Source organism: Haloarchaeobius caseinilyticus, assembly GCF_051207395.1.
Taxonomy (GTDB): Archaea; Halobacteriota; Halobacteria; order Halobacteriales; family Natrialbaceae; genus Haloarchaeobius.
In genome coordinates this window covers 651,360-675,434 of the sequence record NZ_JBPJZC010000001.1, presented here as the reverse complement: position 1 = coordinate 675,434, position 24,075 = coordinate 651,360, and the positions used below count along the sequence as shown (strand labels likewise).

22 protein-coding genes are annotated in these 24,075 nt (G+C 64.7%); 11 read left to right on the top strand and 11 right to left on the bottom strand.

From position 1 onward, the window contains the following. Positions 1-3,006, bottom strand: a complete 3,006-nt coding sequence (locus ACSC1P_RS03630) for an FAD-binding and (Fe-S)-binding domain-containing protein (protein WP_435358767.1) — start codon at positions 3,004-3,006, stop codon at positions 1-3. Positions 3,007-3,235: 229 nt separating this feature from the next. Here ACSC1P_RS03630 and ACSC1P_RS03625 point away from each other — a divergent pair, with 229 nt between their 5' ends. Continuing rightward, positions 3,236-4,426, top strand: a complete 1,191-nt coding sequence (locus ACSC1P_RS03625) for a pyridoxal-phosphate-dependent aminotransferase family protein (RefSeq protein ID WP_435358766.1) — start codon at positions 3,236-3,238, stop codon at positions 4,424-4,426. Here ACSC1P_RS03625 and ACSC1P_RS03620 read toward each other — a convergent pair. From ACSC1P_RS03620 to ACSC1P_RS03605, 4 genes are all read right to left on the bottom strand, one after another. Beyond that, positions 4,423-4,749 carry a DUF7116 family protein gene (locus ACSC1P_RS03620; RefSeq protein ID WP_435358765.1) on the bottom strand — a complete coding sequence of 109 codons (327 nt, stop codon included), beginning with the start codon at positions 4,747-4,749 and terminating at the stop codon, positions 4,423-4,425. The genes ACSC1P_RS03625 and ACSC1P_RS03620 overlap by 4 nt on opposite strands. A gap of 119 nt (positions 4,750-4,868) precedes the next feature. Further along, entirely contained in the window at positions 4,869-5,123 is a 255-nt protein-coding gene (locus tag ACSC1P_RS03615; protein WP_435358764.1) for a DUF5816 domain-containing protein, read from the bottom strand. Positions 5,124-5,148: 25 nt separating this feature from the next. After that, positions 5,149-6,657 carry a hypothetical protein gene (locus tag ACSC1P_RS03610; RefSeq protein WP_435358763.1) on the bottom strand — a complete coding sequence of 503 codons (1,509 nt, stop codon included), beginning with the start codon at positions 6,655-6,657 and terminating at the stop codon, positions 5,149-5,151. An 86-nt stretch (positions 6,658-6,743) separates the two neighbouring features. Next, positions 6,744-7,766 (bottom strand): hypothetical protein, encoded by a 1,023-nt coding sequence (locus ACSC1P_RS03605; protein ID WP_435358762.1) that lies wholly within the window; start codon positions 7,764-7,766, stop codon positions 6,744-6,746. Between the two features lie 102 nt (positions 7,767-7,868). On the opposite strand from ACSC1P_RS03605, the gene ACSC1P_RS03600 reads away from it, so the two are divergent. The 4 genes from ACSC1P_RS03600 to ACSC1P_RS03585 all read left to right on the top strand — a co-directional run bounded on the left by ACSC1P_RS03600 (position 7,869) and on the right by ACSC1P_RS03585 (position 12,632). Beyond that, on the top strand, positions 7,869-9,254 hold the full coding sequence (locus tag ACSC1P_RS03600) for a bifunctional metallophosphatase/5'-nucleotidase (protein ID WP_435358761.1): 1,386 nt from the start codon (positions 7,869-7,871) through the stop codon (positions 9,252-9,254). A gap of 25 nt (positions 9,255-9,279) precedes the next feature. Then, positions 9,280-10,683: a bifunctional metallophosphatase/5'-nucleotidase gene (locus ACSC1P_RS03595; RefSeq protein ID WP_435358760.1), complete on the top strand. Its 1,404-nt coding sequence runs from the start codon at positions 9,280-9,282 to the stop codon at positions 10,681-10,683. Positions 10,684-10,757: 74 nt separating this feature from the next. Next, positions 10,758-12,191 carry a bifunctional metallophosphatase/5'-nucleotidase gene (locus ACSC1P_RS03590; RefSeq protein WP_435358759.1) on the top strand — a complete coding sequence of 478 codons (1,434 nt, stop codon included), beginning with the start codon at positions 10,758-10,760 and terminating at the stop codon, positions 12,189-12,191. A 36-nt stretch (positions 12,192-12,227) separates the two neighbouring features. Beyond that, a complete protein-coding gene (locus ACSC1P_RS03585) occupies positions 12,228-12,632 on the top strand; it encodes a universal stress protein (protein WP_435358758.1) in 405 nt (134 codons plus the stop codon). A gap of 44 nt (positions 12,633-12,676) precedes the next feature. Here ACSC1P_RS03585 and ACSC1P_RS03580 read toward each other — a convergent pair whose 3' ends face one another. Then, positions 12,677-13,888: a mechanosensitive ion channel family protein gene (locus tag ACSC1P_RS03580; protein ID WP_435358757.1), complete on the bottom strand. Its 1,212-nt coding sequence runs from the start codon at positions 13,886-13,888 to the stop codon at positions 12,677-12,679. Between the two features lie 179 nt (positions 13,889-14,067). Between ACSC1P_RS03580 and trmB the strand changes: the two genes are divergently transcribed. After that, entirely contained in the window at positions 14,068-15,126 is a 1,059-nt protein-coding gene (gene trmB / locus ACSC1P_RS03575) for an HTH-type sugar sensing transcriptional regulator TrmB (protein ID WP_435358756.1), read from the top strand. Positions 15,127-15,142: 16 nt separating this feature from the next. Here the strand turns inward: trmB and ACSC1P_RS03570 are convergent, their stop codons facing one another. Together ACSC1P_RS03570 and ACSC1P_RS03565 are read right to left on the bottom strand one after the other, a co-directional pair. Next, positions 15,143-15,994, bottom strand: coding sequence for an eIF2B alpha/beta/delta subunit family protein (locus ACSC1P_RS03570; RefSeq protein ID WP_435358755.1), 852 nt, complete (start codon positions 15,992-15,994; stop codon positions 15,143-15,145). A 183-nt stretch (positions 15,995-16,177) separates the two neighbouring features. Beyond that, on the bottom strand, positions 16,178-17,452 hold the full coding sequence (locus ACSC1P_RS03565) for an RNA-guided endonuclease InsQ/TnpB family protein (protein WP_435358754.1): 1,275 nt from the start codon (positions 17,450-17,452) through the stop codon (positions 16,178-16,180). A gap of 177 nt (positions 17,453-17,629) precedes the next feature. Between ACSC1P_RS03565 and ACSC1P_RS03560 the strand changes: the two genes are divergently transcribed. Then, positions 17,630-17,929 carry a DUF7969 family protein gene (locus tag ACSC1P_RS03560; RefSeq protein ID WP_435358753.1) on the top strand — a complete coding sequence of 100 codons (300 nt, stop codon included), beginning with the start codon at positions 17,630-17,632 and terminating at the stop codon, positions 17,927-17,929. Positions 17,930-17,979: 50 nt separating this feature from the next. Next, a complete protein-coding gene (locus ACSC1P_RS03555) occupies positions 17,980-18,189 on the top strand; it encodes a hypothetical protein (RefSeq protein WP_435358752.1) in 210 nt (69 codons plus the stop codon). A gap of 157 nt (positions 18,190-18,346) precedes the next feature. Here ACSC1P_RS03555 and ACSC1P_RS03550 read toward each other — a convergent pair whose 3' ends face one another. The 3 genes from ACSC1P_RS03550 to ACSC1P_RS03540 form a co-directional block, all read right to left on the bottom strand. Next, on the bottom strand, positions 18,347-19,807 hold the full coding sequence (locus tag ACSC1P_RS03550; RefSeq protein ID WP_435358751.1) for an RtcB family protein: 1,461 nt from the start codon (positions 19,805-19,807) through the stop codon (positions 18,347-18,349). A gap of 87 nt (positions 19,808-19,894) precedes the next feature. Further along, entirely contained in the window at positions 19,895-20,305 is a 411-nt protein-coding gene (locus ACSC1P_RS03545; RefSeq protein WP_435358750.1) for an archease, read from the bottom strand. Between the two features lie 65 nt (positions 20,306-20,370). After that, positions 20,371-21,228, bottom strand: a complete 858-nt coding sequence (locus ACSC1P_RS03540; protein WP_435358749.1) for a DUF502 domain-containing protein — start codon at positions 21,226-21,228, stop codon at positions 20,371-20,373. Positions 21,229-21,335: 107 nt separating this feature from the next. Here ACSC1P_RS03540 and ACSC1P_RS03535 point away from each other — a divergent pair, with 107 nt between their 5' ends. The 3 genes from ACSC1P_RS03535 (at position 21,336) to ACSC1P_RS03525 (ending at position 24,018) form a co-directional block, all read left to right on the top strand. Further along, positions 21,336-21,821, top strand: coding sequence for a GNAT family N-acetyltransferase (locus ACSC1P_RS03535; RefSeq protein ID WP_435358748.1), 486 nt, complete (start codon positions 21,336-21,338; stop codon positions 21,819-21,821). Between the two features lie 74 nt (positions 21,822-21,895). Beyond that, on the top strand, positions 21,896-23,068 hold the full coding sequence (priS, locus tag ACSC1P_RS03530; RefSeq protein WP_435358747.1) for a DNA primase small subunit PriS: 1,173 nt from the start codon (positions 21,896-21,898) through the stop codon (positions 23,066-23,068). Further along, positions 23,065-24,018, top strand: coding sequence for a DNA replication complex subunit Gins51 (locus tag ACSC1P_RS03525; RefSeq protein ID WP_435358746.1), 954 nt, complete (start codon positions 23,065-23,067; stop codon positions 24,016-24,018). Before priS ends, ACSC1P_RS03525 begins: the two co-directional genes overlap by 4 nt. Positions 24,019-24,075 lie beyond the last annotated feature (57 nt).

Below are 24,075 nucleotides of genomic sequence, written 5' to 3'. Positions count from 1 at the left end.
TCAAGAGTCGAGTGCCTCGGCGACTTTTTCGATTGGATGCGGGATTTTCTCGGCCCCAGGTCGGTCGCCGAGTTGGGTCCGACAGGACGCGCCGGGTGCGACCGGCGTTCCAGCCGCGGCGTCGACCTGCTCGAACAGGAGTCGGCCGATGGCCTGCGAGAGGTCGTAGTGTTCGGCCTCGTAGCCGAAGCTTCCAGCCATGCCGCAGCAGCCGGAGTCGAGTGGTTCGACGTCGTAGCCAACCCGTCGGAGCAAGCCGACCGCGTGGTGGTCCCGCCCGATGGCCTTCTGGTTGCAGTGGCCGTGATAGACGAGTCGTTCGTCGGGTGGGTCGAAGGTCAGCTCCTCGTCCAGGCGCTGTTCGTCGAGGAAGCCACAGATGCCCGCGGTGGCGGCCATTACCGCGTCGCAGTCGTCACATTTCGGGAGGAGGTCACCGTACTCGTCTTGCACCATCACGGCGTCCGAGGGTTCGAGGAAGACGACGTGCCAGCCGTCGTGGACACGCGGGGCGACGGCGGTGACGAACCGGTCGGCGCGAGCACGGGCGTCGTGCAGGAAGCCGAGCGAGTACGCGGGCCGACCCGATGGGCCGAGGTCGGCCGGCACGGTGACGTGGACGCCCGCGGCTTCCAGCACCCGAACGGCAGCCTTCCCGACTGCAGGGTCGGTGTAGTTCGTGTAGGTGTCGGCGACGAGGACGACGCGGTGGTCGGCGTCGCTGGCCGGGACGGCAGACCCTCGCGAGGCGAACCAGTCCACGAGACTCTCGCGTCGGAACTCGGGAAGTTCGCGTTCCGGTGCGACGCCCGCCACTCGCTCGGCGACGACGCGCGACCCGGGCAATTTCGTCGCCCAGTTCGACACCGGTGCGAGTGTACTCCCGAGTTTCGCCCAGCGGTCGATGTCGCGGAACAGCCGTTCGCGCAGGCTCGACCCCTCGCGCTCGTGGTGCTTGTGTTTCAGTTCGGTCTTCAGTTTCGCGAGGTCGACCCCGGTCGGACAGTCGCTCGAACAGCCCTTGCAGCCGACGCAGAGGTCCAACACCTCCGACTGGAACCGCTCCGAGTGAACTTCTTCCTCGTCGAGTTCGCCCGAGATGGCCGCCCGGAGGAGGTTCGCCCGCCCGCGGGTCGCCTGAATCTCCTCCTCACTGGCGCGGTAGGTCGGACACATCGTCCCCGAACTGGTCTCACGGCAGGTCCCACAGCCGTTACACAGTTCGACCAGTTCGGCGAAGCCGCCGTCGTCGTCGAAGTCGAGCGTCGTCTGTGGCTCGACGGTCTGGTAGGTCGGGCCGTAGCGGAGGTTCTCGCGCATGTCTGCGCCGACGCCGCGGTCGCTGTCTGGACCGTGGTCGTCCGGTGACTCTCGATACACGACGTTGCCGGGGTGACACAGCCAGTTCGGGTCGAAGGCAGTCTTCACTCGTTTGAACGCGTCCCAGAGAGCTGGGCCGTACATCTTCGGCGAGAACTCGGTTCGGGCCATGCCGTCACCGTGCTCGCCCGAGAACGCGCCCTTGTAGTCCAGCACGAGGTCGGTCACGTCCTCGGTGATGGCGTGCATCGTCTCGATGTCGTGCTCCGATTTGAGGTTCAGGATAGGCCGGATGTGCAGCGTCCCGACGCCAGCGTGGGCGAAGTACGCCGCCGAGGTGCCGTGACGTTCCAGCACGTCCTGAAACTCCTGGACGTAGTCGGCCAACTGCTCGGGGGGGACCGTCGCGTCCTCGATGAAGGGATACGGTTTCGGGTCGCCCGGCATGGACATCAGCAGCGGAATCGCCGCTTTGCGGAGCTTCCACAGTTTCGCCTGTTCCTCGGGAGAGAACGCTTCGATGCGGTCGAATGCGGACCCTTCGGTCTGAAGCGTCTCCGTCACCTCGGCCATCGCCGCGGCGAAGTCAGGGTGTAACTCGGAGTCGAACTCCACCATGAGTAAGGCGGCCGATTCGGGTGGGATGGGTTCGGCGAACTCCGCGTATTTCGGGGAGTCGCGCGCCATCGCCACGACCTGGTCGTCGACGAGTTCGACCGCACTCACGTCGTGGGCCAGTGCATCGGGGACGGCGGCGAGCGCGGTCACGAGGTCGTCGTAGGCGTAGACGCAGAGTGCCCGCTTTTCCGGGCGAGTCACGAGGTCGATTTCGGCCTCGGTGACGACGCCGAGTGTGCCCTCGGCCCCGACGACGAGTTTGGCGAGGTTCATCACGCGTTCGCTGTCTTCTTCCCGAATCACTTTGTGGAGGTTGTAGCCGGAGACGCTCCGCTTCAGTTCGGGGTAGCGAGTAGCGATTTCGCCCTCGTTCTCGTCGACGATTTCTCGGACGGTTTGGTGGAGTTTCCCGACTCTGTCGTCGCCACCGACCAGTTCGTCCCACTCGGGCGAGTCGAGCACCACGTCGCCAAACACGGTCATCGTCCCGTCGGCCAGCACGACCGCCACCTCGCGGACGTAGGCGTCGGTGATACCGTACCGGACCGAGTGCGCGCCGGTCGAGTTGTTGCCGATGCCGCCGCCGACGGTCGCCCGAGCCGACGAGGCCGGGTCGGGAGCGAACTGGAGGCCGTGTGGTCTGAGCACCGCGTCGAGGTCGTCTTGGACGACGCCGGGCTGGACTCGGGCGACCTGCGCGTCGGCGTCGACCGAGCGGACAGAATCCATCTCGACCGAACAGTCGAGGACGACACAGCCCGGGCCGATACCTTGCCCAGCGAGCGAGGTGCCCGCGCCACGGGGCATGATGGGGACGTCGTGCTCGGCCGCGACCGAGACGGCGGCCTGCACGTCGGCGGCGTCTTCGGGCACGACCACGCCAGCGGGCCGGGCCTGATAGATGCTCCCGTCGGTGGCGTACAGCACCTGTGCGTACTCGTCGAAGCGAACGTCGCCGGCGACCGCCTCGCGGAGGTCGGCCGCGAGTGCAGTGTATCGCTCGTCGTCCGGATGGTCGAACCCGAGGGCGTCGTGGCTGGGGCGTGGAGAGCGCGGGTCGGTCGCCATTGTCGAATGTGAACAGTGCACGAGATTTAGTCGTTCGGGAGGACAGCGCAGGGCGGGACCAGGGGAGGAACTGGGGAGGGGCGGTTCTGTTCCGCCGGCAGTAGTGGTTCCAAGCCCACCGGTGCCATGCTCGGCGATGGTCGGCCCCTCTCCAGAGACACGAACTGAGAACCCCACCGATTTCGACGAGAGGCGACCTTTTTTCGTCCGACCCACGAAACAGCCTGTCATGGCAGACGTTCCCGACGCGCCCGACGTGGGCGAGCTGACGCCGCCGAACCGAACACTGATGGGTCCCGGTCCAAGCGACGTACACCCTCGTGTACTTCGTGCGATGAGCACGCCGCTCGTCGGCCACCTCGACCCGTCGTTCATCGAGGTGATGAACGAGGTACAAGAGTTACTCCGGTACACCTTCCAGACCGGAAACAAGTGGACGATTCCGGTGTCTGGCACCGGTTCAGCCGCCATGGAGGCCGCAATCGGCAACGTGGTCGAACCGGGCGACACGATGCTCGTCCCGACGAACGGCTACTTCGGTGGCCGGATGGCCGAGATGGCTCGTCGTGCCGGCGGCGAAATCGTCGAAGTCGACGCGCCGTGGGGCGAACCGCTCCAGCCCGACGACGTGGCCGACGCGTTCGACGCCCACCAGCCGGACGTGTTCGGGTTCGTCCACGCCGAGACGAGTACCGGGGTCCGCCAGCCCGAGGTGCCGGAACTCACGAGCATCGCGCACGAGCACGACGCACTGGTCATCGCCGACACCGTCACGAGCATCGGGGGCGTCGAGTTGCGCGTCGACGACTGGGACATCGACGTGGCCTACGCGGGTCCACAGAAGTGTCTCTCCTGTCCGCCGGGAGCCTCGCCCCTAACGCTCAACGACGACGCGATGGACAAGGTCCTGTCGCGCGAGGAACCCGCCCGGTCGTGGTACCTCGACCTCTCCTTGCTCGAAGGCTACTGGGGCGACGAGCGCGCGTACCACCACACTGCGCCAATCACGAACGTCTACGCGATTCGTGAGGCCCTGCGACTGGTCGCCGAGGAAGGTATCGAGAACCGCTGGGACCGCCATCTGGAGATGGCCAGCGCGCTCAAAGCCGGCGTCGAGGCGATGGGCATGGAGATGAACGCGCCGGACGACTACTGGCTGCCGAGCCTCAACGCGGTGCGCGTCCCAGAGGGCGTCGAAGACGGCGAAGTCATCTCACGACTCCTCGACGAGTACGACCTCGAAATCGCTGGCGGTCTCGGTGACCTCTCTGGCGACATCTTCAGAATTGGCTGCATGGGCTACTCCGCTCGGCCGAAGAACGTCTCCTTCCTCGTCAGTGCGCTGGCCGCGACGCTCGACGAACTGGGCGCTGACGTGGATGCAGAAGCAGGTATCGCCGCGACGAGCGCGCGACTCTAAACTGCGGCGCTCGGCGCGCGTTCGACCTCGTACTCGTCGCTCTCGTCGTCGACCGAGATGACAGCCCACTCGTACTCGGGCTTCTCACGGTCGAGGCGACGCATGAGACGCGACGCACGTTCTTTCTCCGTGACGAAACATTGCAGTGTACTGGCGTCCGCTGCCGGTGGGTCACGGACGTCGGTCGCGGCTGTTACGAAGACGACCTTCCAGTCGCGTTCTGCTCGGAACTCGTCCCCGTCCCCGACGACGGTGTACCCCAGACGGCTGAAAATCGTTCTGGCCTGTTCGCCGATGTGGCGCTTCCTGTTAACAGGGCACATTCGGTACAACCTACCACGCCCATCATAATAAGTATTGACCCGCCTATTCGCGCGATTTCAGGAAGATACGGAGTTTCCGGTTCGAACGAATTCACGGGACTGCATCGGGGGCCGACAGCTCACTCGTGTGCGGCGTCCCACTCCGTCGGCTTGCGCATGTTGCCACACTCGTTGCACTTGATGCGGCCCATCGAGTCCATCGCGTTATCGAACGTCTGGCAGTTGCCACAGAAGTAGCCGTACTTTCGCTCCTGGTTCGAGGTGCGGTAGGTGACGAAGAACGGCCCCTTGTCCCCACGGTCGCCCTCTCGTCGCGAGACGTACACCGTCTCGCCGTCGTCGGTCCTTCGCTCGTCGAGCGCGGCATCACTCATGGAACGGGCTTGGACCGGACCCGGCTTAGGTCTGTTCGTCCGACTGCTCGAACAGGCGGTACGCGCTCCCGTCATAGGTGAACCGATACTGGTCAGTCTGGGCAAACGTGGGCAGCATCGGGTGCCCCGAGCCCCTTACCTCAACCCTTCGGGCACCGGTTTCGTTCAGGTACGGGAGAGCGTTTCTGAGCATGCCGAGCTGCATGATCTGCTCTGCGATTAGCGTCCCGTCACCGGATTCAGCGGTTTCGACGACGAAAATGGGGTCAGAATCGGCGTCGAACGTCGGCGTCTCGACGGTCACGGTGTCGCCGTCACGCGTGGTCTCGATGTCCGACTCCGGTTCGACGGTCACGTCCGGGGCGTCGAATTCGACGAGCGCCGTCGGTGTGGCCACGGCTTCTTCCGACTTGTACCCGGTGCTGAAGGCGTACGTCCCACCACCGAGGTAGCCGACGTCCTCACCCTCGTCGGTCGCGACCGCCGGGCCGTGGAAGGCGTAGAGTGACCAGTCCATCGACTGTCCCGCGGGGAGTGGTCGTGACGTCGAGGGAATCGCCCCGAACCGGAGGTGCTTCCACGACCCCTCGTGCAACTTGAACAGTTGCCAGAAGTACTCGTTCCCGTTGAGCGTCCGCTTCGAGTGGTTCCTGAGGTCGAAGTCCACCCGCGCCGGGAGCGTCTCGGCCTCGGTCGACGGCTGGACGAACACGGGCGTCGACCGGTCGGTCTCGTGGTACCAGTTCGTCGCTGCGTCTGTCCAGAGTCTCGGGACCGTCTCACCAGCGAATCTCGACTGCACCTCGATACCGGGCGCGTCAGTCTCCCAGACGACGAACGCGGGGCGGTCGTCCGCTCGTCGGTACACGCCTGGCGTCAACCCAGACTCGTCGGGGTGTTGCAGGAGAAAATACTCCCCGGTGATGGTGGCGCCCGGACCGAGTTTCAGACTGGTTTCGAGCCACTCGCGCGCGTTCTCCGTGAGCCGCCAGAAGCCGTCGTCGCTCCGTTCGTACGATGGGGTTGTGGCCGCCAGCGGGTGGTTCTCGGTCGGCACGTACGCCAGTGTCTCTCGGCCCCTCGGGCCGGTCGCCGAGTCGATGCGCAGGGCCAGCCCACGGGGGTCGAACAGGGGAATCTGGTACGTGTGGTCGTGTTCGACCCACTCACGCGTGTTCTCGACCGTGACCCGGAATCTGGCCGGACCATCGGCCGTCGCCGTCGCGTCGAACTGTGCCCGAACCGAGAGCCCGTCCGGCACGTACGCCATCGTCGGGGTGAGTGCGACCGTCCGATTCCCGGTTTCGAAGTCGACGACGCTCGACTCGAATCTGCCGCCGTCGACCGGCGACAGTTCTCCCCGGTTTGCAGGTCGGTCCGTCGTGTCGACTGTCTCGGTCGCAGTGGGGGATGTCGTCTCGGGTTCGGCGGTCGTCTCCACGGTGAACGGCTCGCGTCCCGAGTCGTCGACGAGGCCGGAACAGCCGGCCGTGAGGGCCGTCCCGGAGAGGGCGAGAAAGTGACGGCGGTCCATGACGTTGCTGGCGAAAGCCAGCGGTAAAGGTTTTCAGGTGAGTGAAATATCGGTTTCACTGATTGACTGGCGGTGTCAGTGAGTGCTCACTCGAACTCGACGACGGCACCGAAGCCGTCGTGCCCGTCTCCGGTCCCATACTCGACCCAGAAGGCGTAGCGTCCCGGCGAGAGATTCCCCACGCTCGGTTCGGCGTAGTCGTCTGGGTCACAGTGGAGCACTTCGTCGCGGCGAGCACGGAGTCGCCACGTCTTCTCCTCGCCGACTTCGACGAACGTTTCGATGTCCACCGCCCCGTGCGTGTGTCTGGCCGCCCAGTCACCGTCGACGAGTTCGTAGAGTCCCCAGTTCAGGTCCGGGCCGCGGAGGCGTCGCTCGCCCCGGTTGACGAGGGTGAACTCGACCGCGGCTGGCAAGCTTGCCCGCTCCGTGGACGGCCGCAGATAGACCTCGGTCGTGGCGGTGGCGTCGTGGAACCACGTCGTCTCGTCGAAGTGTGGTGGCACCGACGGAAACGACTCGTCGGCGAACCTCGATGGTTCGTCTGGACCGGGGCGGCTGGTCTGCCAGACGGACAGGGTGGCCCACGTCCGGAGTCCCGGAACGAAGCGATGTGCGGGCCAGCCTCGCAGTGGGTACTGTCCGACGGGTATCTCGTCGCCGTCCGGTCCGAGAAGCAGGGCGTACTCGAACAGGACAGACTCGTCGGGAGCGAGGGTCAGACTCCGAACGGACTCGTAGTCTGGTCGTTCGGTGAGTCGCCACACCCCACGTGGAGACTGCTCGGTCTCGACGTCACAGGGTCCGAAGTGGTGGTTCGGAGTCGGAACGAGGAATAGTTCGGGTCGGTCTCGGTGGTACGAGCCGCCGACGTGGACGTCGACCACTTCCGACGACTTGTGAAACGGCAGGTCGTCGAGAAGTACCGTCCGTGGGTGGTCGTGCTGGTTCCAGAGCGTCGCCTGCAGGTGCGGCGGACCGTCGTCACCGGCGACCAGTTCGAGGTCGACGACGGCGCGGTCTCTGGTGTGGACACCGCCCGGAAACAGTGCGAGCGTCCTGTCTACTGTCGGCAGCGAGAGCCGGCTTATCTCCTCGTCCCACGACATACACGATAGAGCACTCCCGCAGAGATACCGCCACTGCCTGCCATCACAGGCTCGCACTGACAGCCCGCAAGACATTTCGTGCCCGAAACCCCGTCCCGAGACGTGACACTGCGCCTCCTCCACTTCGCGGACCTCGAAGCTGCCTACGACGTGCCCGAGCGCGTCGGTCGTCTCGCGACGGCGGTCGACACACTGCGCGACGACCGAACGCTCGTCACCGGCGGGGGCGACAACACCGGCCCGAGCGTCCTCTCGATGGAGACCGACGGAAGCCACGCCGTCGAGACGTTCGAGGCCATCCAGCCGACGGTCGACGTGTTCGGCAATCACGAGTTCGACTGCGACCCCGGCCGGGCAGTCCGGTTCGCTCGTGAGTCGCCACAGACGTGGCTCAACGCGAACCTGTACGAACACGATGGTGAGCGGTTCGCCGCCGATGTGACCACGCCGTCGACGGTGGTCGACACGCCCGCGGGCCGCGTCGGCCTGTTCGGTCTCTCGCCGCCGGACCTCTGCGACATCAAACCGCACCTCAACTACGACGTGCGAGACCCGGTGTCTGTAGGTACTGCACTCGCCGACAGCCTGCGGCGCGAGCAGGACGCGGATTTCGTCGTCGCAGTCTCGCACTGTGGCGACGACACCGAACTGGCGGAAGCAGCAGCCGTAGACGTGATTCTCGGCGGGCACGACCACGCGACGCGAGACGAGGTCGTGGCCGGCACGCGAGTGGTCCGGCCCGGTCCCGCGGGCGAACGACTCGTCGAGGTGCGAGTCGACATCCACGGGCCGGCCGGAACGACCCAAACTGAAACCGTCTGGCACGACGTGCGCGAGTTCGACCCCGCGTCCGACCTCACGAACTCGTTGCGCGACCGACTCGCCAGCCTCGGACTGGACGACGTGGTGACGCGGGTGGACGGGCCACTCTCGCGCCACGTCGGCGACGGTGCCTCGCCGGTCGGGACGTTCGTCGCAGCCGCGTTTCGGCGGTTGGGCGACGCAGACGTGGGGCTCATCAACAGCCTCACACTCCGCGACTGTGGCGTCCCGCTCGACGGTGCGGTGACGCGGGCCGACCTCCGGTCGCTGGTCCCGTTCGGGGGAGACCTCGTGACCGTCGAATGCTCGGGTGCCGACTTTCGGGCGGTCGCCCGCGAGGCTGCCGGGGCCCACCTCGACCGAGCCGACCCGGACTGGAACGGTCAGTTCGCCGGGGTGGAACTCGACTGGGACCCGCGAACCGAGACGGTCGGCGAGATGCGCGTCGGCGGCGAGCGAGTCCGAGACGACGACAGCTACACCCTGACGACGATTCGTTACCTCGTCGTCGAGGACGTGGAGTTCCCGACACTCACCGAAGCGATGGTCGTCGACGACCCCGGCGAGGTGCACGAGGCGATGGCGACGCAGGCGGCCATCGTGGGGATTCCGACCGAGTCGCCCGACTGGCTCGACCGCGACACCATCGAGCGAAAGACAGATTAGCCAACCGGGTGACGATTTGGGCTGCATGTCCCTCCGACTCCTCCACTACGCGGACCTCGAACGTGCGGCCGACGACCCCGAACTGCTCGGGCGACTGTCGGGCCTCGTCGACTCGTTGCGCGACGACGAAACGCTCGTCCTCGGCGCTGGCGACGACACTGCCCCCGGTGTCCTCTCGCTGGTCACGAGCGGGAAGCACGCACTCGACGTGTTCGAGGCGCTGCAGCCAGCGGCCGAGACCTTCGGCAACCACGACTTCGACCACGGGATTGCGGCGACCCGCGAGGTCGTCGCCGATTCGCCGATGCCGTGGGTCTGTGCGAACGTCTTCGAAGCCGAGGGCAGCGACGAACTGTTCGCCAGCGAATCGGGCACGGTTCCGTGGCGGGTCGTCGAGGCGGGTGAGTATCGCGTTGGGCTCGTCGGCGTCACGACGCCGGGGACTCCCGACATGAATCCAAACGCCGACGCGCTCGACTTCCGTGACCCGATTCCCGCGGCCCGCGACGCACTGGCGGCCGTCCGCGAGCGTGACGTGGACCACACGGTTTTGCTCTCTCACTGTGGGAGCGAGGACGACAGCCTCGCCGAAGCACTCGACGTAGACGTGATTCTGGGCGGTCACGCGCACGACGAGAGAATCGCTCGCATCGAGGAGACGCTAGTCGTCCGCCCCGGGCCGAACGCCAGCGGTCTCGGTGAAGTCGTGTTCGAGGACCGACCGCGAGCGTACCGACATCCGCTGCGCGACGCGCCCGTCGACGAGGCAGTCGTCGAGGCACTCGAAACGCGCCAGCGAGACGCGGGGCTGGCCGACGTGGTCGACACGCTGGCCGACCCACTACCGGTCACCAAAGCGAACTCGAAGCGCGGCGAGAGTCGGGCCGGCAACTTCGTCACCGACGCCTACCGGTGGGTGGCCGAGACGGACATCGCCGTCCACTCGACCGGCGGCCTTCGGGCGGTCGACCCGCTCGTCGGTGCGGTGACCGCGGCCGACCTCATCGGTGTCTGTCCGTTCGAGAACGACCTCGTCAGGCTCTCGATTTCCGGCGAACAGGTCCGACGAACGGCTGCCAATCTGGGGCTCGCACAGTACGACCCGGACGAACTCGACCAGCGTCGCTTCGGCCACGCCAGTGGCCTCTCGCTGGTGTGGGACGACGAAGCGCGTGAGCCCCGGGACGTCCGTGTCGGCGGGGAGCCTGTCGACGACGATGCGACCTATTCGCTGGCGACTTCGGGGTACTACGTCGACTCGACGCACCTGTTCGACGCATTCGGTCCTGCAGACGTGACCGACCGCCTCGGCCCGCAGTACGAGGCCATCGTGGAGTACGCCCGAGTGCAGGGGGTTGAGGCCGAAATCGAGGGCCGCATCGAGCGACCGAAACTCGACGCCGTGCTCGTCCGGGGCGGCGCGGACTGACCGATTTCGGCTGCTCCGGCGCGAACCGAGGTCGTGTCGAAACCTACTTGCACGGCGATACGAACTGGCTTCGTATGTCCCCCCGTCTTCTCCACTACTCCGACGTCGAGAACGCCTACGACGACCCCGAACGAATCGGGCGACTCGCCGGCACGATTCGTGCCCGAGATGGCGACGACGCGCTCGTCGTCGGGACCGGCGACAACACCGCACCTGGCGTTCTCGCACTCGCCTACGAAGGGAGACAGGCATGCGACTTCTTCGACGCGATTTCTACCGACATCGAGACGTTCGGCAACCACGACTTCGACTTCGGGGCCGACGCCGCTCGCGACATCGTCGCCGACTCACCGCAGACGTGGCTGACCGCGAACGTCCACGAGAACGGCGACCGGTTCGCCGCCGAGTACACGGAACCGTGGACCCTCCGTGACGTCGACGGCGCGACGGTCGGATTCTTCGGCGTGACCGACCCCAGAACACCGTCTATCAATCCGGCAGCGACCGGTCTCTCCTTTTCTGACCCCATCGCCGCCGCCGAAGACGCGGTCGCCGCCCTCCGCGAAGCCGGCGCAGACTACGTCGTCGCCGTCTCGCACCTCGGCCGGGACGACGAGGAACTGGCCGTGACGGTCGACGTGGACGTCGTCCTCGGCGGCCACGTCCACAGTATCGTCGAGGAGCGAATCGACGACACACTGCTCGTCCGGCCGGGCGTCAACGGCGCGGCAGTGTACGAGGTCGACCTCGACCCGGCCGACACGGACGGCGCGGGCGGTCCGACTGCAACGCGCCACGACCCGACCGACGGCCCGCTCGACGAACCGGTCGCCGACGCCCTGCGCGAGCGCATGGCGAACGCCGACCTCGACGAGGTCGTCGCACACGTCGAGGACCCCATCGAACGGACGAACGCCGCGGCGTTCCGGGGCGAGAGCCGAATCGGCAACTTCGTCGCCGACGCCTATCGCTGGGCGACTGATGCCGACGTCGGCCTCCAGAACTCAGGCGGCATCCGCGAGGGTGACGCACTCGTCGGCGAGGTGACCGTCGCCGACCTCGTTTCGGTCGTCCCGTTCAAAGAGCCGCTCTCGGTCGCCGAACTCACAGGCACAGAACTGCTCGACACTCTTCGACAGGCCAGCGGCGCGAACGTCGCCTTCGGCGAACCGGACTGGTGGCACGCCCACATCTCCGGCGCGTCGGTCACGTGGGACCGGCGGACCAACGAACTCGTCTCGGCGACAGTCGCCGGCGAGCCGGTCGACCCGGACGCGACATACACCCTCGCCACGACCGACTACCTGTTCCACACCGACCACGAGTTCCCCGCGCTCGACGAACACCACCGGGTCGACGCCCCAGCCGACGCGGCCGATTCTGCCGACGATGTCCAGTACGAGGTGCTCGCTGCCTACGCCCGCGAACACGGTCTCTCACCGACTATCGAGGGCCGCGTCGTCTGGAACGGCGACGTCGACGCGGACAGCGTGACGCCGACCGAGTGAGAAACTTTACCCCCGGCGGTCGAGTGGTCTCTGACAATGACGCGTGTCGTGGTCCCCGTCCGCTATCCACTCTCGAAACACTCGCGCCGTACACTCGAAGCCGCAATCGACATCGCGCGGGAACGAGAGGCTGCACTGACCGTCCTCCACGTGAACATGTATCAGGAGTCCCGTCGTGTCGAACGACTGGACCTCAAAGAGGCCGTCGAGGAGGCCTTCGGGCCGCAGAAGAACGCTCGGTACGTCGTTCGTCGGGGCTTCCTCGTCGAAGAGACGCTGCTCGACGAAGTCGCCGCAGAAGGTGCCGACGTGGTCGTCATCGGCAGCAAGCAGTCCGGGCGCTGGCGACGGATGCTCGAGAAACTGGTCGACGACCCGGACATCGACCAGTACCTCCGTGAACACCTCGACTGCGAGGTCGTGACGGTTCGCGCCGACTGACCGCTCTATTGCACTGCCGACTTCAGAATTCGCTACCTCTCGTCTCACTCGCCCCCAGTCGAGCGCTCTTCACCGCCGTCTGACTCGTGTCTCCCTGCTCCCTGTCGCCGACGCGACTGTCCCTCTTTCCACCGTGCCTTACTGCGCGCTCGCCGACCACTCCCACTGCTTCCGTCGCGCTGCGAGATGGGCAGGCTCCCGCTGGTCTCGTCGAAGACGACGTGCGAGTGCGGGTAGGCGATGGCCACGTCGGCCTCGTCGAGTCGCGTCCAGACCTGCTCCTGTACCTTCGAGCGCACCGTAAGCAGCTTGTACGGCTGTTTCGCCCAGTACCGGAGCGTGATGAGGACGCCGTGGTCGGCGTAGTTATCGATGTACGCGGTCGGGGCCGCCGGGTAGCGTGCCGAGCCGATACGGATGTCGGGCCCGCCCGGAATCACTTCGTCGACCTCCTTCGCCGCGTCTTCCATCAACCCTCGCGCTTCGTCGAGGTCACCTTCGTAGGTGACCGTCAGCTGGAGCGAGAGTCTCGTTCGCTCGTCCTCGGCGGAGTAGTTGATGACGTCGCGGTTGCGAATCGAGGAGTTCGGGATGACGAGGAACGTGTTGTCGAGCGTGAAAATCTTCGTGTAGCGAATCGTGATGTCCTCGACGAAGCCCCTTGTGCCGCGGTCGGCGAGTTCGATCATGTCGCCGATTTCGTAGGGCTGGTCGGCCAGCACGAACACCCCATTGATGATGCTCCCGACGATGGGCGCGAGGACGATACCCAGCACAGCTGAGAACACGGTGACCGAGAGCAGAATGTCTCCGAAGCCGAGTCCTAGTAAGGTCGACGCGAGTGCGGCGGCGATGGCGAGGAAACACAGTCGAACCATCCGGAGGACGGTCCGTGTGATGCTGGGTCGTTGGATCTGCTGGGCGATGGTTCGGCCGAACGCCCGGACGAACAGCTTCGAGGCGTACCAGCCGACGAAGAGGACGGCGACGGCGAGGACGATGTTGACGATGTCGGCCGTCGGAATCCATTCCGGGAGGTATTCCCGGAGGAACTTCGACACCTCGCGGCTGAGCCATTCGAGGCTGTTCCCGTCCGCTGCAGCCTCGCTTCCGGTGTTCCCACCAGTGTCAGTACCGGGTTCTTGTCGGGTGGTGGACGGGATCGGAGGCGACCCACCGCCTTCGGTCGTAGTCGTCGCACTCGTCGTCGTGGACGAGTTGTTCGACTCTTGCGCGAAGGCCACGCCCGATGGCATACACTGTCCCTCTCTCGGCCCCGAGATAAGGGTTGGGAAGCGGGCACGAGAAGCAGCCGTCGACGCCCGGGCCGCCGACCACGCAACCATGCCATCTTTACACACAGGAGTCGATTCTGGAACGCAGTGCTACTCGGATTTCAGTAAATCATTTAGGTCGGGAGGACGGAGGTGGTGATATGCCATCAGACGATCTCCACGGGACCATCGAACGTGTGGGTGACCGGTTCAACCTCGGGGAGTACGAGATAGACGCCTATCTCACCGTCCTCGAACACGGCCAGCTCACCGCGAGCGAGATCGCCGACCGGACCGAGATTCCTCAGCCGCGCGTGTACGACACCGTGCGAAGTCTCTCGGACCGCGGCCTGGTCGAACTCCGCGAATCGCGACCCATGAAGATCATCGCGGTCGACCCCGAAGACGCCTTCTCCGACGTGCAGTCGTCGCTGTCGGAGATGGTCGACGAACTCGGCGCGCGCTACACGGCACCGGCACGAGACACGGAGGCCGTCTCGCTCGTCAAGTCGCGCTCGACCATCCTCCGCTACCTCGAAGAGGTCATCGACGCCGCAGAGTACGAACTCGCGCTGTCGCTCACGCCGGACCTCCTCGAACGGTTCGAGGACCTGCTCGCGACGCGCCACCACGAGGGCATCAGCATTGAACTCCTCATCACGCCCGCCTCGGGCGCACCTGTCCCCGACGAGTTCGACTACGACCGCATCGCCACGACGGTCCGCGCACGCCGTGGCATCACCAGCCCGGTCATGGCCGTCGCCGACGGGTCCTACTCCATCTACGCGACGCAGGACGCCCTGCGCGACGACCAGGACCGCTACGGCGTCATCTTCAACCGCTCCGCGCTCGGGTTCCTCGTCTCTGGCTTCTTCGGCACCGTCCTCTGGACGACGGCCGAAGAACTCCACAGTAACGGCGACGACCGGCCGTTCCCGCGCCGCTATTCGTCCATCCGGCGCGCAGTCAAGGAACTCATGGAGGCAGGCGGCGAGTTCTACGCGACCATCGAAGGCCGCGACGTGGAGACCGGGACGCCGCGCCTCGTTCAGGGGAAGATCCAGGACATCTCCTTCGAACTGACGGAGGAGGTCGCCGGGATGACCGTCGAGACCGACGACGGTATCGTCACCGTCGGTGGCCAAGTCGCCGCGCTCGAAGACGTCGAAGCCCACGAGATTACGGTCGGGCGCGACCAGCCGCCCGAGCCAGACCGCTGATTCAGAAACAGCTAGCTCAGAACTCTCGTCGGCCGTCGTCCGTGATGACGGCCTCCAGTAACGAGACGGGCGTTTCATCGTAGGCCGGGTTCTTCACGTCGAACCCTTCTGCTGGCTCTCGCATGACTTCGCTCGGTGAGCGGTACTCGTTCTCGAAGACGAACCCGTCCTCGATGACTTTCGCACTCGACCCGACGACGAGGACCGGCACGCCGACCGTCGCCGCGGTCGCCGCGATGGGGAACGTGCCGACGCGGTTGTAGAGGCTGTCGCCGACGATACAGTCCATCCCGAAGACGGCGAGGTCGCACTCCTTCATGTAGTAGCCGGCGGCGCTGTCTGTCAGGAGGTGCGTCTCGACGCGGTCGTTCTCGGAGAGGGTGCGTGCGGTCTTGCGGCCGAGATAGCGCGGTCGTGCCTCGGTGACGTAGATGTCGAGATACGCGCCGTCGCGCGTCGCCAGTTCGATGGCTTCGAGGACCGTCGACGAGTAGTCGTGGGTCAGGATGGTCATGCCGTCCTCGAACATGTCCGCCGCGTTCTCGGCGGCGCGGCGCTTGCCGTTGTCGACGGTCTCGCTCGCGGTGTCGATGGCCGCCATGAGTGCGCCTTTCGCCTCGTCGACGTCTTCGGTGTCGGCGTTCTCGACCGCTTCGACGATTTCGCGCATCACGTTGTACAACGAGGCGTGTGACGGGTTCGCCCGGCGAAGCGCCTGTGCGTTCCGGTCCAGCGTTCGCTGGAACTCCTCGACGGTCACGTAGTCGCGGTCGCACAGTTCGGTCAACGACTGCGCCGCTTTGACCGCCACGACCGACGAGGAGTGTGTCTGCATCTCCTCGATCTCTTGGACGGTGTCGTCTATCATGTGTGAACCGTCTGCACTGGCGTTCAAAGTCCTTTCCACTAACCGAGCGCGGAGCTATCTGGTGGCCACCGACGTGGCGAGTCGTGTGGCCGACGACCGTTCGTGCCGGTGAGCGTCCGTTTGACATCCTCCCGCGCCTGAAGACGCGGGAATCCCACGGCACCGCACCGTTGAGTTGGGATATTATGGTTCGCGGTTAGCGACCTGTTCTTGTGGGGCGAAAACGCCCTCACTACAGTCGAACAGGTGAACCGCTGGCTGTGCCAACCAGCCGTTATCCCTATCACCGCCATCCGTGACGAGACTCGGGAGTACCTTTTGTCGAATATTCTCAGCACCGTTCACGTCTGCATTCGCAACCGTGTCGCACTCCTGACACACGTACAGTCCGCGTTCGACACGCTGGTTGTCGTCGGTTTGACCGCACGCCGAACACGACTTCGACGTGTCGCGTTCCGACACCAACTCCACGTCGATGCCTTCTGCTTGCGCCTTGTAGTCAAGAAGCCTCGTGAAACGGTCGAACGCCCACCCGTGCAAGTCGAGGTTTCCGTGGTCACCCCAATTCCGAGGTTCGCCGTTCTCGTCGTCTTCTCGGATGCCACCGAGGTCGCCAACGAGAAGAGTACCAACACTTCGTTCGACGCACTCCTCTACGATTGCTTTCGAGAGTGCGTGCAAGAAGTGCGTCCGGCGACCCGTTCGCTTGCGGTCAAGACGGGTAGCCTCACGGGACGAGGAATCGTCGCACTTGGCTTTCTTCTTCGTGAAGTAGTATTCGTCTTCTTTGAGTGCGCCACCGGGATACAACACAGATTCACCGCCGAACGAGACGGCGGCGAAGTTGCAAATCCCGAGGTCAACACCGGCTACCTCGTCACCCGGCAGTTCCGGGTCGATGACGGTTCGGCAGACGAATTGAAGTCGCCACTCGTCGCGCTTGTAGACGGCGCGAACCTGTTGAATGTCCCACTCGGTCAGGTCAACATCCGGGCGAGTCTGGTACTCGCAGAGGATGAAGTCGGAACGGTGTTCTTTCAGGTTGCGTCCCTTCGAAAGGCGGACACGAGTGAACTGTGCGTCGTGCTTGAAGCCCGCCGCTTTGAACGACACGGTTGAACGCGGGTGGGAGTCTCCATGTTTGCGGTAGCCGGGCGGTCGGGCACGGCCGTCGCCGTTCCGACGCTTACCGAACCAGCCGTTGAACGCTTCAGCGAGTTCTTCGAGAACGCGCTGACTGGATTGAGAATGCAAGTCCGTGTAGCGTTCATGACCCTTGAGTTCGGCTTTGAGTTTCCCGTCATCGGGAATCTCGCCCGTTTTATCCCACTGTTCTTGTGCGTAGTAGCGACCGACGTTCCAGAGTTTTGAGGCGGCCCATCCGAGTTGGTCGAGGTCGTCACGAACCTGTTGCAGGTTCGTAATTATCGCCTCGAAAGTTCGGATGGTTCGGCCCATATTCTGGCTTCATAACAGGTTATGAACGCCGTTTTCATAATAGTGTCGGTTGGCGTGGAATATACGGCCTTGCTATTGACTATGGGTTGTGTAGGGTATTGTCGGATTCATCCTGCGCCTAAAGGCGTAGGTATTCTCCTCGATTTTGTATAAGTCGCTCCACTCCCTACGACCGACATGGTCGCGGTTACGTACTACTGTCCGTACTGCGAGGCACTGACGGGTCTCGAACGTGACGCCTATCTGGCCGACAAGTGCGTCACGAGAGAACCACTCGACGGCTGGTCGTACGAGAGCACGACCGGCGACTACGAGAACGCAGACGGCGTGGAGTTCGTCTGTCTCGGCGACGCCGACCCGGACAAGGACGGCTGCGGACAGACGTTCTATCTCAACTTCGTGAAGTTCGAGAACGGGGAGGAAGTCCCGCATCGAGAGCCAGACATCGACCGGCCGCGGTTCGACTTCAACGCCTGAGGTGCGGATAGACCGTGGACTTTTAGCTGGCCGTCGCTTCGTGGGCGATGATGGACGACGAGATTCTCGAACACCAGCGCGAACTGGTGCGACTTCTCGAAGAACACGGCTGGGACGTGACGGAGACGGAACTCTCGGTGTACGAGAGTCCGTGGGAAGACGACGACACGCCGGAGGCGAGCGTCACACTCAGCGCTCGAAAGATGTTCCCGAAAGAAGACGGTGACGAGGACGACGACAATCCGTATCGGCTCAAGTAGTGCCGTTGCTCGTTGGCGTTGGCGAACAGGCGGCACTGTTCTCGAAATCGCAGTCGGTGTGCCACACACCCGCCTCGGCCAGACTGCGTCGGTGTTCAGACCACGCACCGTCTGGCCGCGACCTCCTACGTAAACCCTCACAGCGGGTCGTGACGACTCAGCCTTTGATGTTGCACACCGGGAACGTTCGCGCCACCTTGTCGCCGATGCCGAGTGCGTCGCTCACGCGCACGACCTCGTCGATGTCTTTGTACACGCCCGGTGCTTCCTCGGCGATCGTTGCGCCGGATTGCGCTTTGACGTAGATGTGCTGCTGTTCACGGAGTTCTTCCTGCACGTCGCCGCCCCAGTAGTCCTGCTTCGCCTGTGTGCGACTCATCAGGCGACCTGCGCCGTGGGCCGTCGAACCGAACGTCTCCTGTAGCGAGTTCTCGCCGCCGCGGAGGACGTAGCTGCCCGCGCCCATGCTGCCGGGGATGATGATGGGCTGGCCGACGTCGTAGTAGGCCGGTGGGAGTTCGGGTCGCCCGGCCGGGAAGGCTCGCGTCGCGCCCTTCCGGTGGACGTACAGCTCTTTCTCTTCCCCGTCAACATCGTGGACCTCCTTCTTCCCGATGTTGTGTGCCACGTCGTACAGCAGGTCCATCTCCATGAATTCCCAGTCGCGGTCGAAGACTTTTTCGAACACCTGCCGCGTTCGGTGCATGATGAGTTGGCGGTTCACCCACGCGAAGTTGATGGCGGCGCACATCGCCCCGTAGTAGTCCTCGGCGAGTTGCGAGCCAGCAGGGGCCGCGGCGAGTTCCTTGTCGGGCAACTGGTTCAGTAGGCCAGCGTGGGTCTTCTCGATTTTTCGGAGGTAGTCGGTGCAGGTCTGGTGGCCGAGACCGCGCGAACCACAGTGGATGAGGACGACGATTTGGTCTTCTTCGAGGCCGAACTCTTCGGCCACGTCGTCGCGGTACACGTCGGTGACACGCTGGACTTCGAGGAAGTGGTTGCCAGAGCCGAGTGAACCGACCTGATTCTTGCCGCGGTCTTTCGCCTTCTGCGAGATTTTGCTCGGGTCGGCGTCGGGTCGCTTGCCCTCGTCTTCGCAATGTTCGAGGTCTTCGGGGACCGCCCAGTCGTTGGCCAGCGCCCACTCCATCCCGTTCTCCAGAATGTTCTCGATATCGTCGATGTTTCCTTCGAACACGCCGCCACCGCCGAGGCCCGACGGAACGTTTGCGAACAGCGCGTCGACGAGTTCCTCTTCGCGGCCCTGGAGGTCGTCGTACGTCAGGTTCGTCTTCATCATCCTGACGCCGCAGTTGATGTCGTACCCTATCGCGCCGGGCGAGATACAGCCGTCTTCGGTATCCATCGCCCCGACGCCGCCGACCGGGAAACCGTAGCCCTGGTGCCCGTCGGGCATGCAGATGGCGTACTTCGTGATGCCCGGAAGCTGTGTCGAGTTTTTCAGTTGTTCGAGCGTCTTGTCCTCGCTAATCTCGTCGAGGAGTGTCTCGCTGGCGAGCACGCGCGCCGGAACGCGCATATCGCCCTCCTGTGGAATTTCCCAGACGAAGTCACGAACCTTGTGGAGCGTGACGTCGCCGGCGTCGTAGGTGTCCATGTCGTGAGATGCGCGGGCAGGCCCGGAAAGGATTTCGTTGATGGTCCTGCAGTCGCGGCTTCGTCCTGCCGCGTCGTCACCGTCGAGTCACACGTCGAGGACGACGTACGCGTGCCAGCCGTCGTCGGTCTCCTCGACGGTCATGTCGGAGTACGTGACTGCCTTCACGTCGCGGGCGCTCACGTCGGCGAGTGGGACGCCCCGCGCGCTGGCGTCGACGTGCCAGCCGTCGTCGGTTTCCGCGACGGTCGCTTCGTTGTCGACCGGGAGAACGAGGCGAACGTCGCGCTCGTAGATTAGCTGGTCGAGGTAGTCGAAGAGGAGGGCTTCGCGGTTCTCGGCGTCGAGGGAGAAGGAGAACTGTTCGCCATTGTCGGGCCACTCGTCGCACATCGCGGCCGTCAGTCCGTCGGCGACGGCGGCGAACGTCTCGCCCAGGGTCGCGCCCTCGGCCGCGACGGCCACGTCGGCGGTGTGGTCGCGGAGTTCGTAGCTCATACCACCATTCGGCGGTCGGCCGTGGTCGGTCTGTCGGTTCCCGCCAACTTGCGACCGGAACCGAGTCAGTCTTTGTCGTCGGGTGACTCTGCTGCCGCTGGTTCCTCGCTCTCGACGCCGAGGTCGACGCGGCTCGTGGATTCCTCGAAGGTCGCCTTCTGCCCGTACTGGACGGCGCTGTCGGTGCCAGTCTCGATTTGCTGGCCATCGGCGCTTCCGGACGCCACACCGGTCGTGACGACGGTCCGAATCCCCTCCTCGATGGTCATGTCCACGTCCATCACCCGGTCTTCCGGGATGTGGACGAGGTGGCCGCCCATGACCGGGTTCGGCGCGAGCGGGAGGAACAGGGTGACGAGGTCGTCGTCACCGGCCGCCTCTTTCAGTTCGGGCGGGGTCGTTGCGGTGAGGAAGCCGAGCGTGTACGATCCGTCGTGGGGGAACTCGACGAGTTTCACGTCACGGAAGTTCTGCTGGTCGCTCTCGACGATGACTTCGGACATCTCGCGGAAGCTCTCGTACACCGACCCGATGCCGGGGATGGTCCCGATGATGTCGTGGACGTACTGAATCGCCTTTTCGCCGTAGCGGAACTTGGTGAGGAAGCCGAGGACCGGGATGACGATGAGCAAGAAGACGACGGTGAGGATTTGCAGTGCAGCCTCCCCCTGCGCTGGTGTCAGTTCGATGAGTGGCCGCGTCTCTGAGAGGACGAGGTTGTACTCTTGGATGAACTTGACGACGCCCGAGAGCGTCGAGAACACGTATCCAGCCAAGATGTTGAGCACTGCGAACGTGACGATGATAGGGACTACGACCGCCAATCCAGCGACGAAGGCGTCCCGAATTACGTCGATGAGTGTCCGTCCCGCCTTCCTCGTCCGTTCGAACTCCTCCCCCGAATCGTCGTCACCTGCGAACATAGTGTGTGAGCATGGACTGGTCTATAGGAAAACGTGCAACCAAACCGGACGATCTGTCCCCCAACTGCCGGTGGAATTATATCGGTGTGACCACGACTTTCACGATAGTGAGCGTCAACATCGACACGCGCGTCGTCGGTCCGGGGAGCGACGAGTACGTCGAGGCCGCCTGGGACCTCAAAGAGAAGATACGCCATCGAGATGGCGTCCTCAAGCAGCGCAAAGGTTTCTTCACCGACGCCTATCGCCGCTCGAAGGTCCACCTCTACGTCGAAGAAGGCATCGAGACGAAAGTCATCGGTTTCACAGCCGTCCGGCGTGACGGTTACATCCTCTTCCTTGCAGTCGACCCGGTCCACCGCGGCGAAGCACTCGGCAAGCGCCTCGTCGCGCAGGTCGCCGAAGAACACCGGACCGTCACATGCCACGCGCGCACGACGAACGAAAACGCACTGCGATTCTACGAACACCTCGGTTTCGACATCAAGCGTCGTATCGACAACTACTACGAAGACGGCGGCGACGCGTACTACCTCAAACTCGGCGACGACGTGAGCCTCACGGCCCGTCTCTCCGAGTTCATGCGGCGCTAGGTCCACGGCACACGCTCCCTGACCGACCTGACTCCGCTAGGTTCTTACCGACCCTTCCCGAACCACCGAGAGCAATGGACTCGCGCACCCGTAGGTATCTCCGCGGTCGCTTCGGCGACCACTATCGCCAGACGACGGTGACGCCGCCGCCGGAGCCGAACGAGCGCGAGTGGGGCTACATCCCGTGGGACTCGGGTGGGACGACGATGGTCCGGCACAGCTCGTGGCTGGACATCGGTGACCTCGAGACGTTCCTCACGGACACGTGTCCACAACACGTCTACTTCTCGGCCGGGCGGTACGACGACCCCGGCGCAGGCTCGATGTCGAAGAAGGGCTGGCGGTCGTCGGACCTCGTGTTCGACTTAGACGCCGACCACCTGCCGGGCGTCGACCCAGACGGCGACTCCTACGCGTCGATGCTCGAAACCTGTAAGGAGGCGCTACTGGACCTGCTGGACCTGCTCGAAGAGGACTTCGGGTTCGAGGACCTGACGGTCGTCTTCTCAGGTGGACGCGGCTACCACGTCCACGTCAGAGACGAGGGCGTGAAGGAACTGGACCGGCACCACCGCCGAGAAATCGTCGACTACGTCCTCGCCAACGAGGTCGACTTCGACACACTCCTCCAGCACGAATCGGTCGCCGGCATCGGCATGAAGAACCCTGCCGACAAGCGCACTCTCGATACGACCGGCGGCTGGAGCGCGCGCGTCGCCGAGATGGTTTCGGCGTACGTCGACGAACTGCTCGAACTGGACGACGAAGCCGCGCTCGAAAAGCTACAGGAGATTGACGGCGTGGGCGCGGGCCGCGCCGAGGCGATTCTCCGCGTCGCACGTTCGAAGCCCGAAGAGATTCACGCGGGCAACGTCGACGTGCACGGCGCGTTCCCGACGTTGGCTCGCTCGCTCGCCGAGCAGACGTTCCGCGAACAAACTGCGCCAATCGACGAACCGGTGACCACGGACATCAATCGGCTCATCCGTCTTCCCGGGAGTCTCCACGGTGGGACCGGCCTCGAAGTCGGGCGCATCCCGCGGGACGAAGTCGACGATTTCGACCCGCTGCACGACGCGGTGCCACGGACGTTCATCGGCAACGAAATCACGGTCGCCGTCGAGGAACCGACGGCGGTCGAACTGGGTGGCGGTAGATTTACATGTGACCCCGGTGCACAGACAGTACCAGAGTACGTGGGCGTATTCTTGATGGCCCGCGGACACGCACGGAAGGAAAAAGAATGAATCTCGGCGAACTACGCTCCGCGTTGGACACGGAACGGCAGAAAGGTGGTCTCCAGCAGCTACGCGACTCGTTCTATCAGGAGGTCGCCGACTACGTCGAGGAGCGCAAGACCGAGCGCGAGGAACTCGCCGACGAAGTGTCCGACCCGTTCGCGTCCTCGGACATCCAGCGACTCACCGACGAAATCGAGACGGCCAAAGGGACGGCCGAATCGCTGTACGAGCGACGGCTCGGAAAACTCGTCAAGCAGGCGAGTCTGGCCGCGGCGGACATGGCCAACCCGGACCAGGTCGAGGGCCTGACGACCGAAGAGCGAGAACTGTACGACGACCTCGTCGGCCGCATCGAGGCGAACAAGGCGCACATGCTCGACGTGGTGGCTGGCGAAGCGACGGGTACCCCCGGCGGCGACGTCGCTGCTGCTGGCGCGGACGGAAATGAACCGGCTGCGGACCCCGCACCATCCCGCGCGGAGGCGCAGACCGGGGCACCGCCCGATTTCGACCCAGACCCAGCAGTCGACCAAAGTGAGTCGGCGACGGTGGACACTGCAGACGCCGACGCTGCGGCCACTCCCGACGACCGCGACGACCCGGCCGTGACTGCCGCAGAGGCGCGCGCAATCGCTGACGACGCACCGACGGACTCGGCGACCGACGGCGTCTCAGCCGCCGACGTGATGGGGGCCTCGCCTGACGACGCTGTGGGCGGGTCGGAGCCGACACCAGCGGCCGATTCCGGCCCGGCGACCGACGACGCGCCCGGCGAGCCGGCACGCGAGGAGCCGCCCGAAGTCGACCGAACGACGGTCCGCATCACACAGGACGTGGGCGACATCTTCGGCGTCGACGAGCGCGAGTACAAACTCGCCTCCGACGACGTGGTGACGCTCCCCTCGGCGAACGCCGACCCGCTGGTCGAGCGTGACGCGGCCGAGAAACTGGAGTAGCTGTTCTGCCGCGTCGTCGCCTCGACCGATACCGATGTCAGCACCGGCCAAACTGCT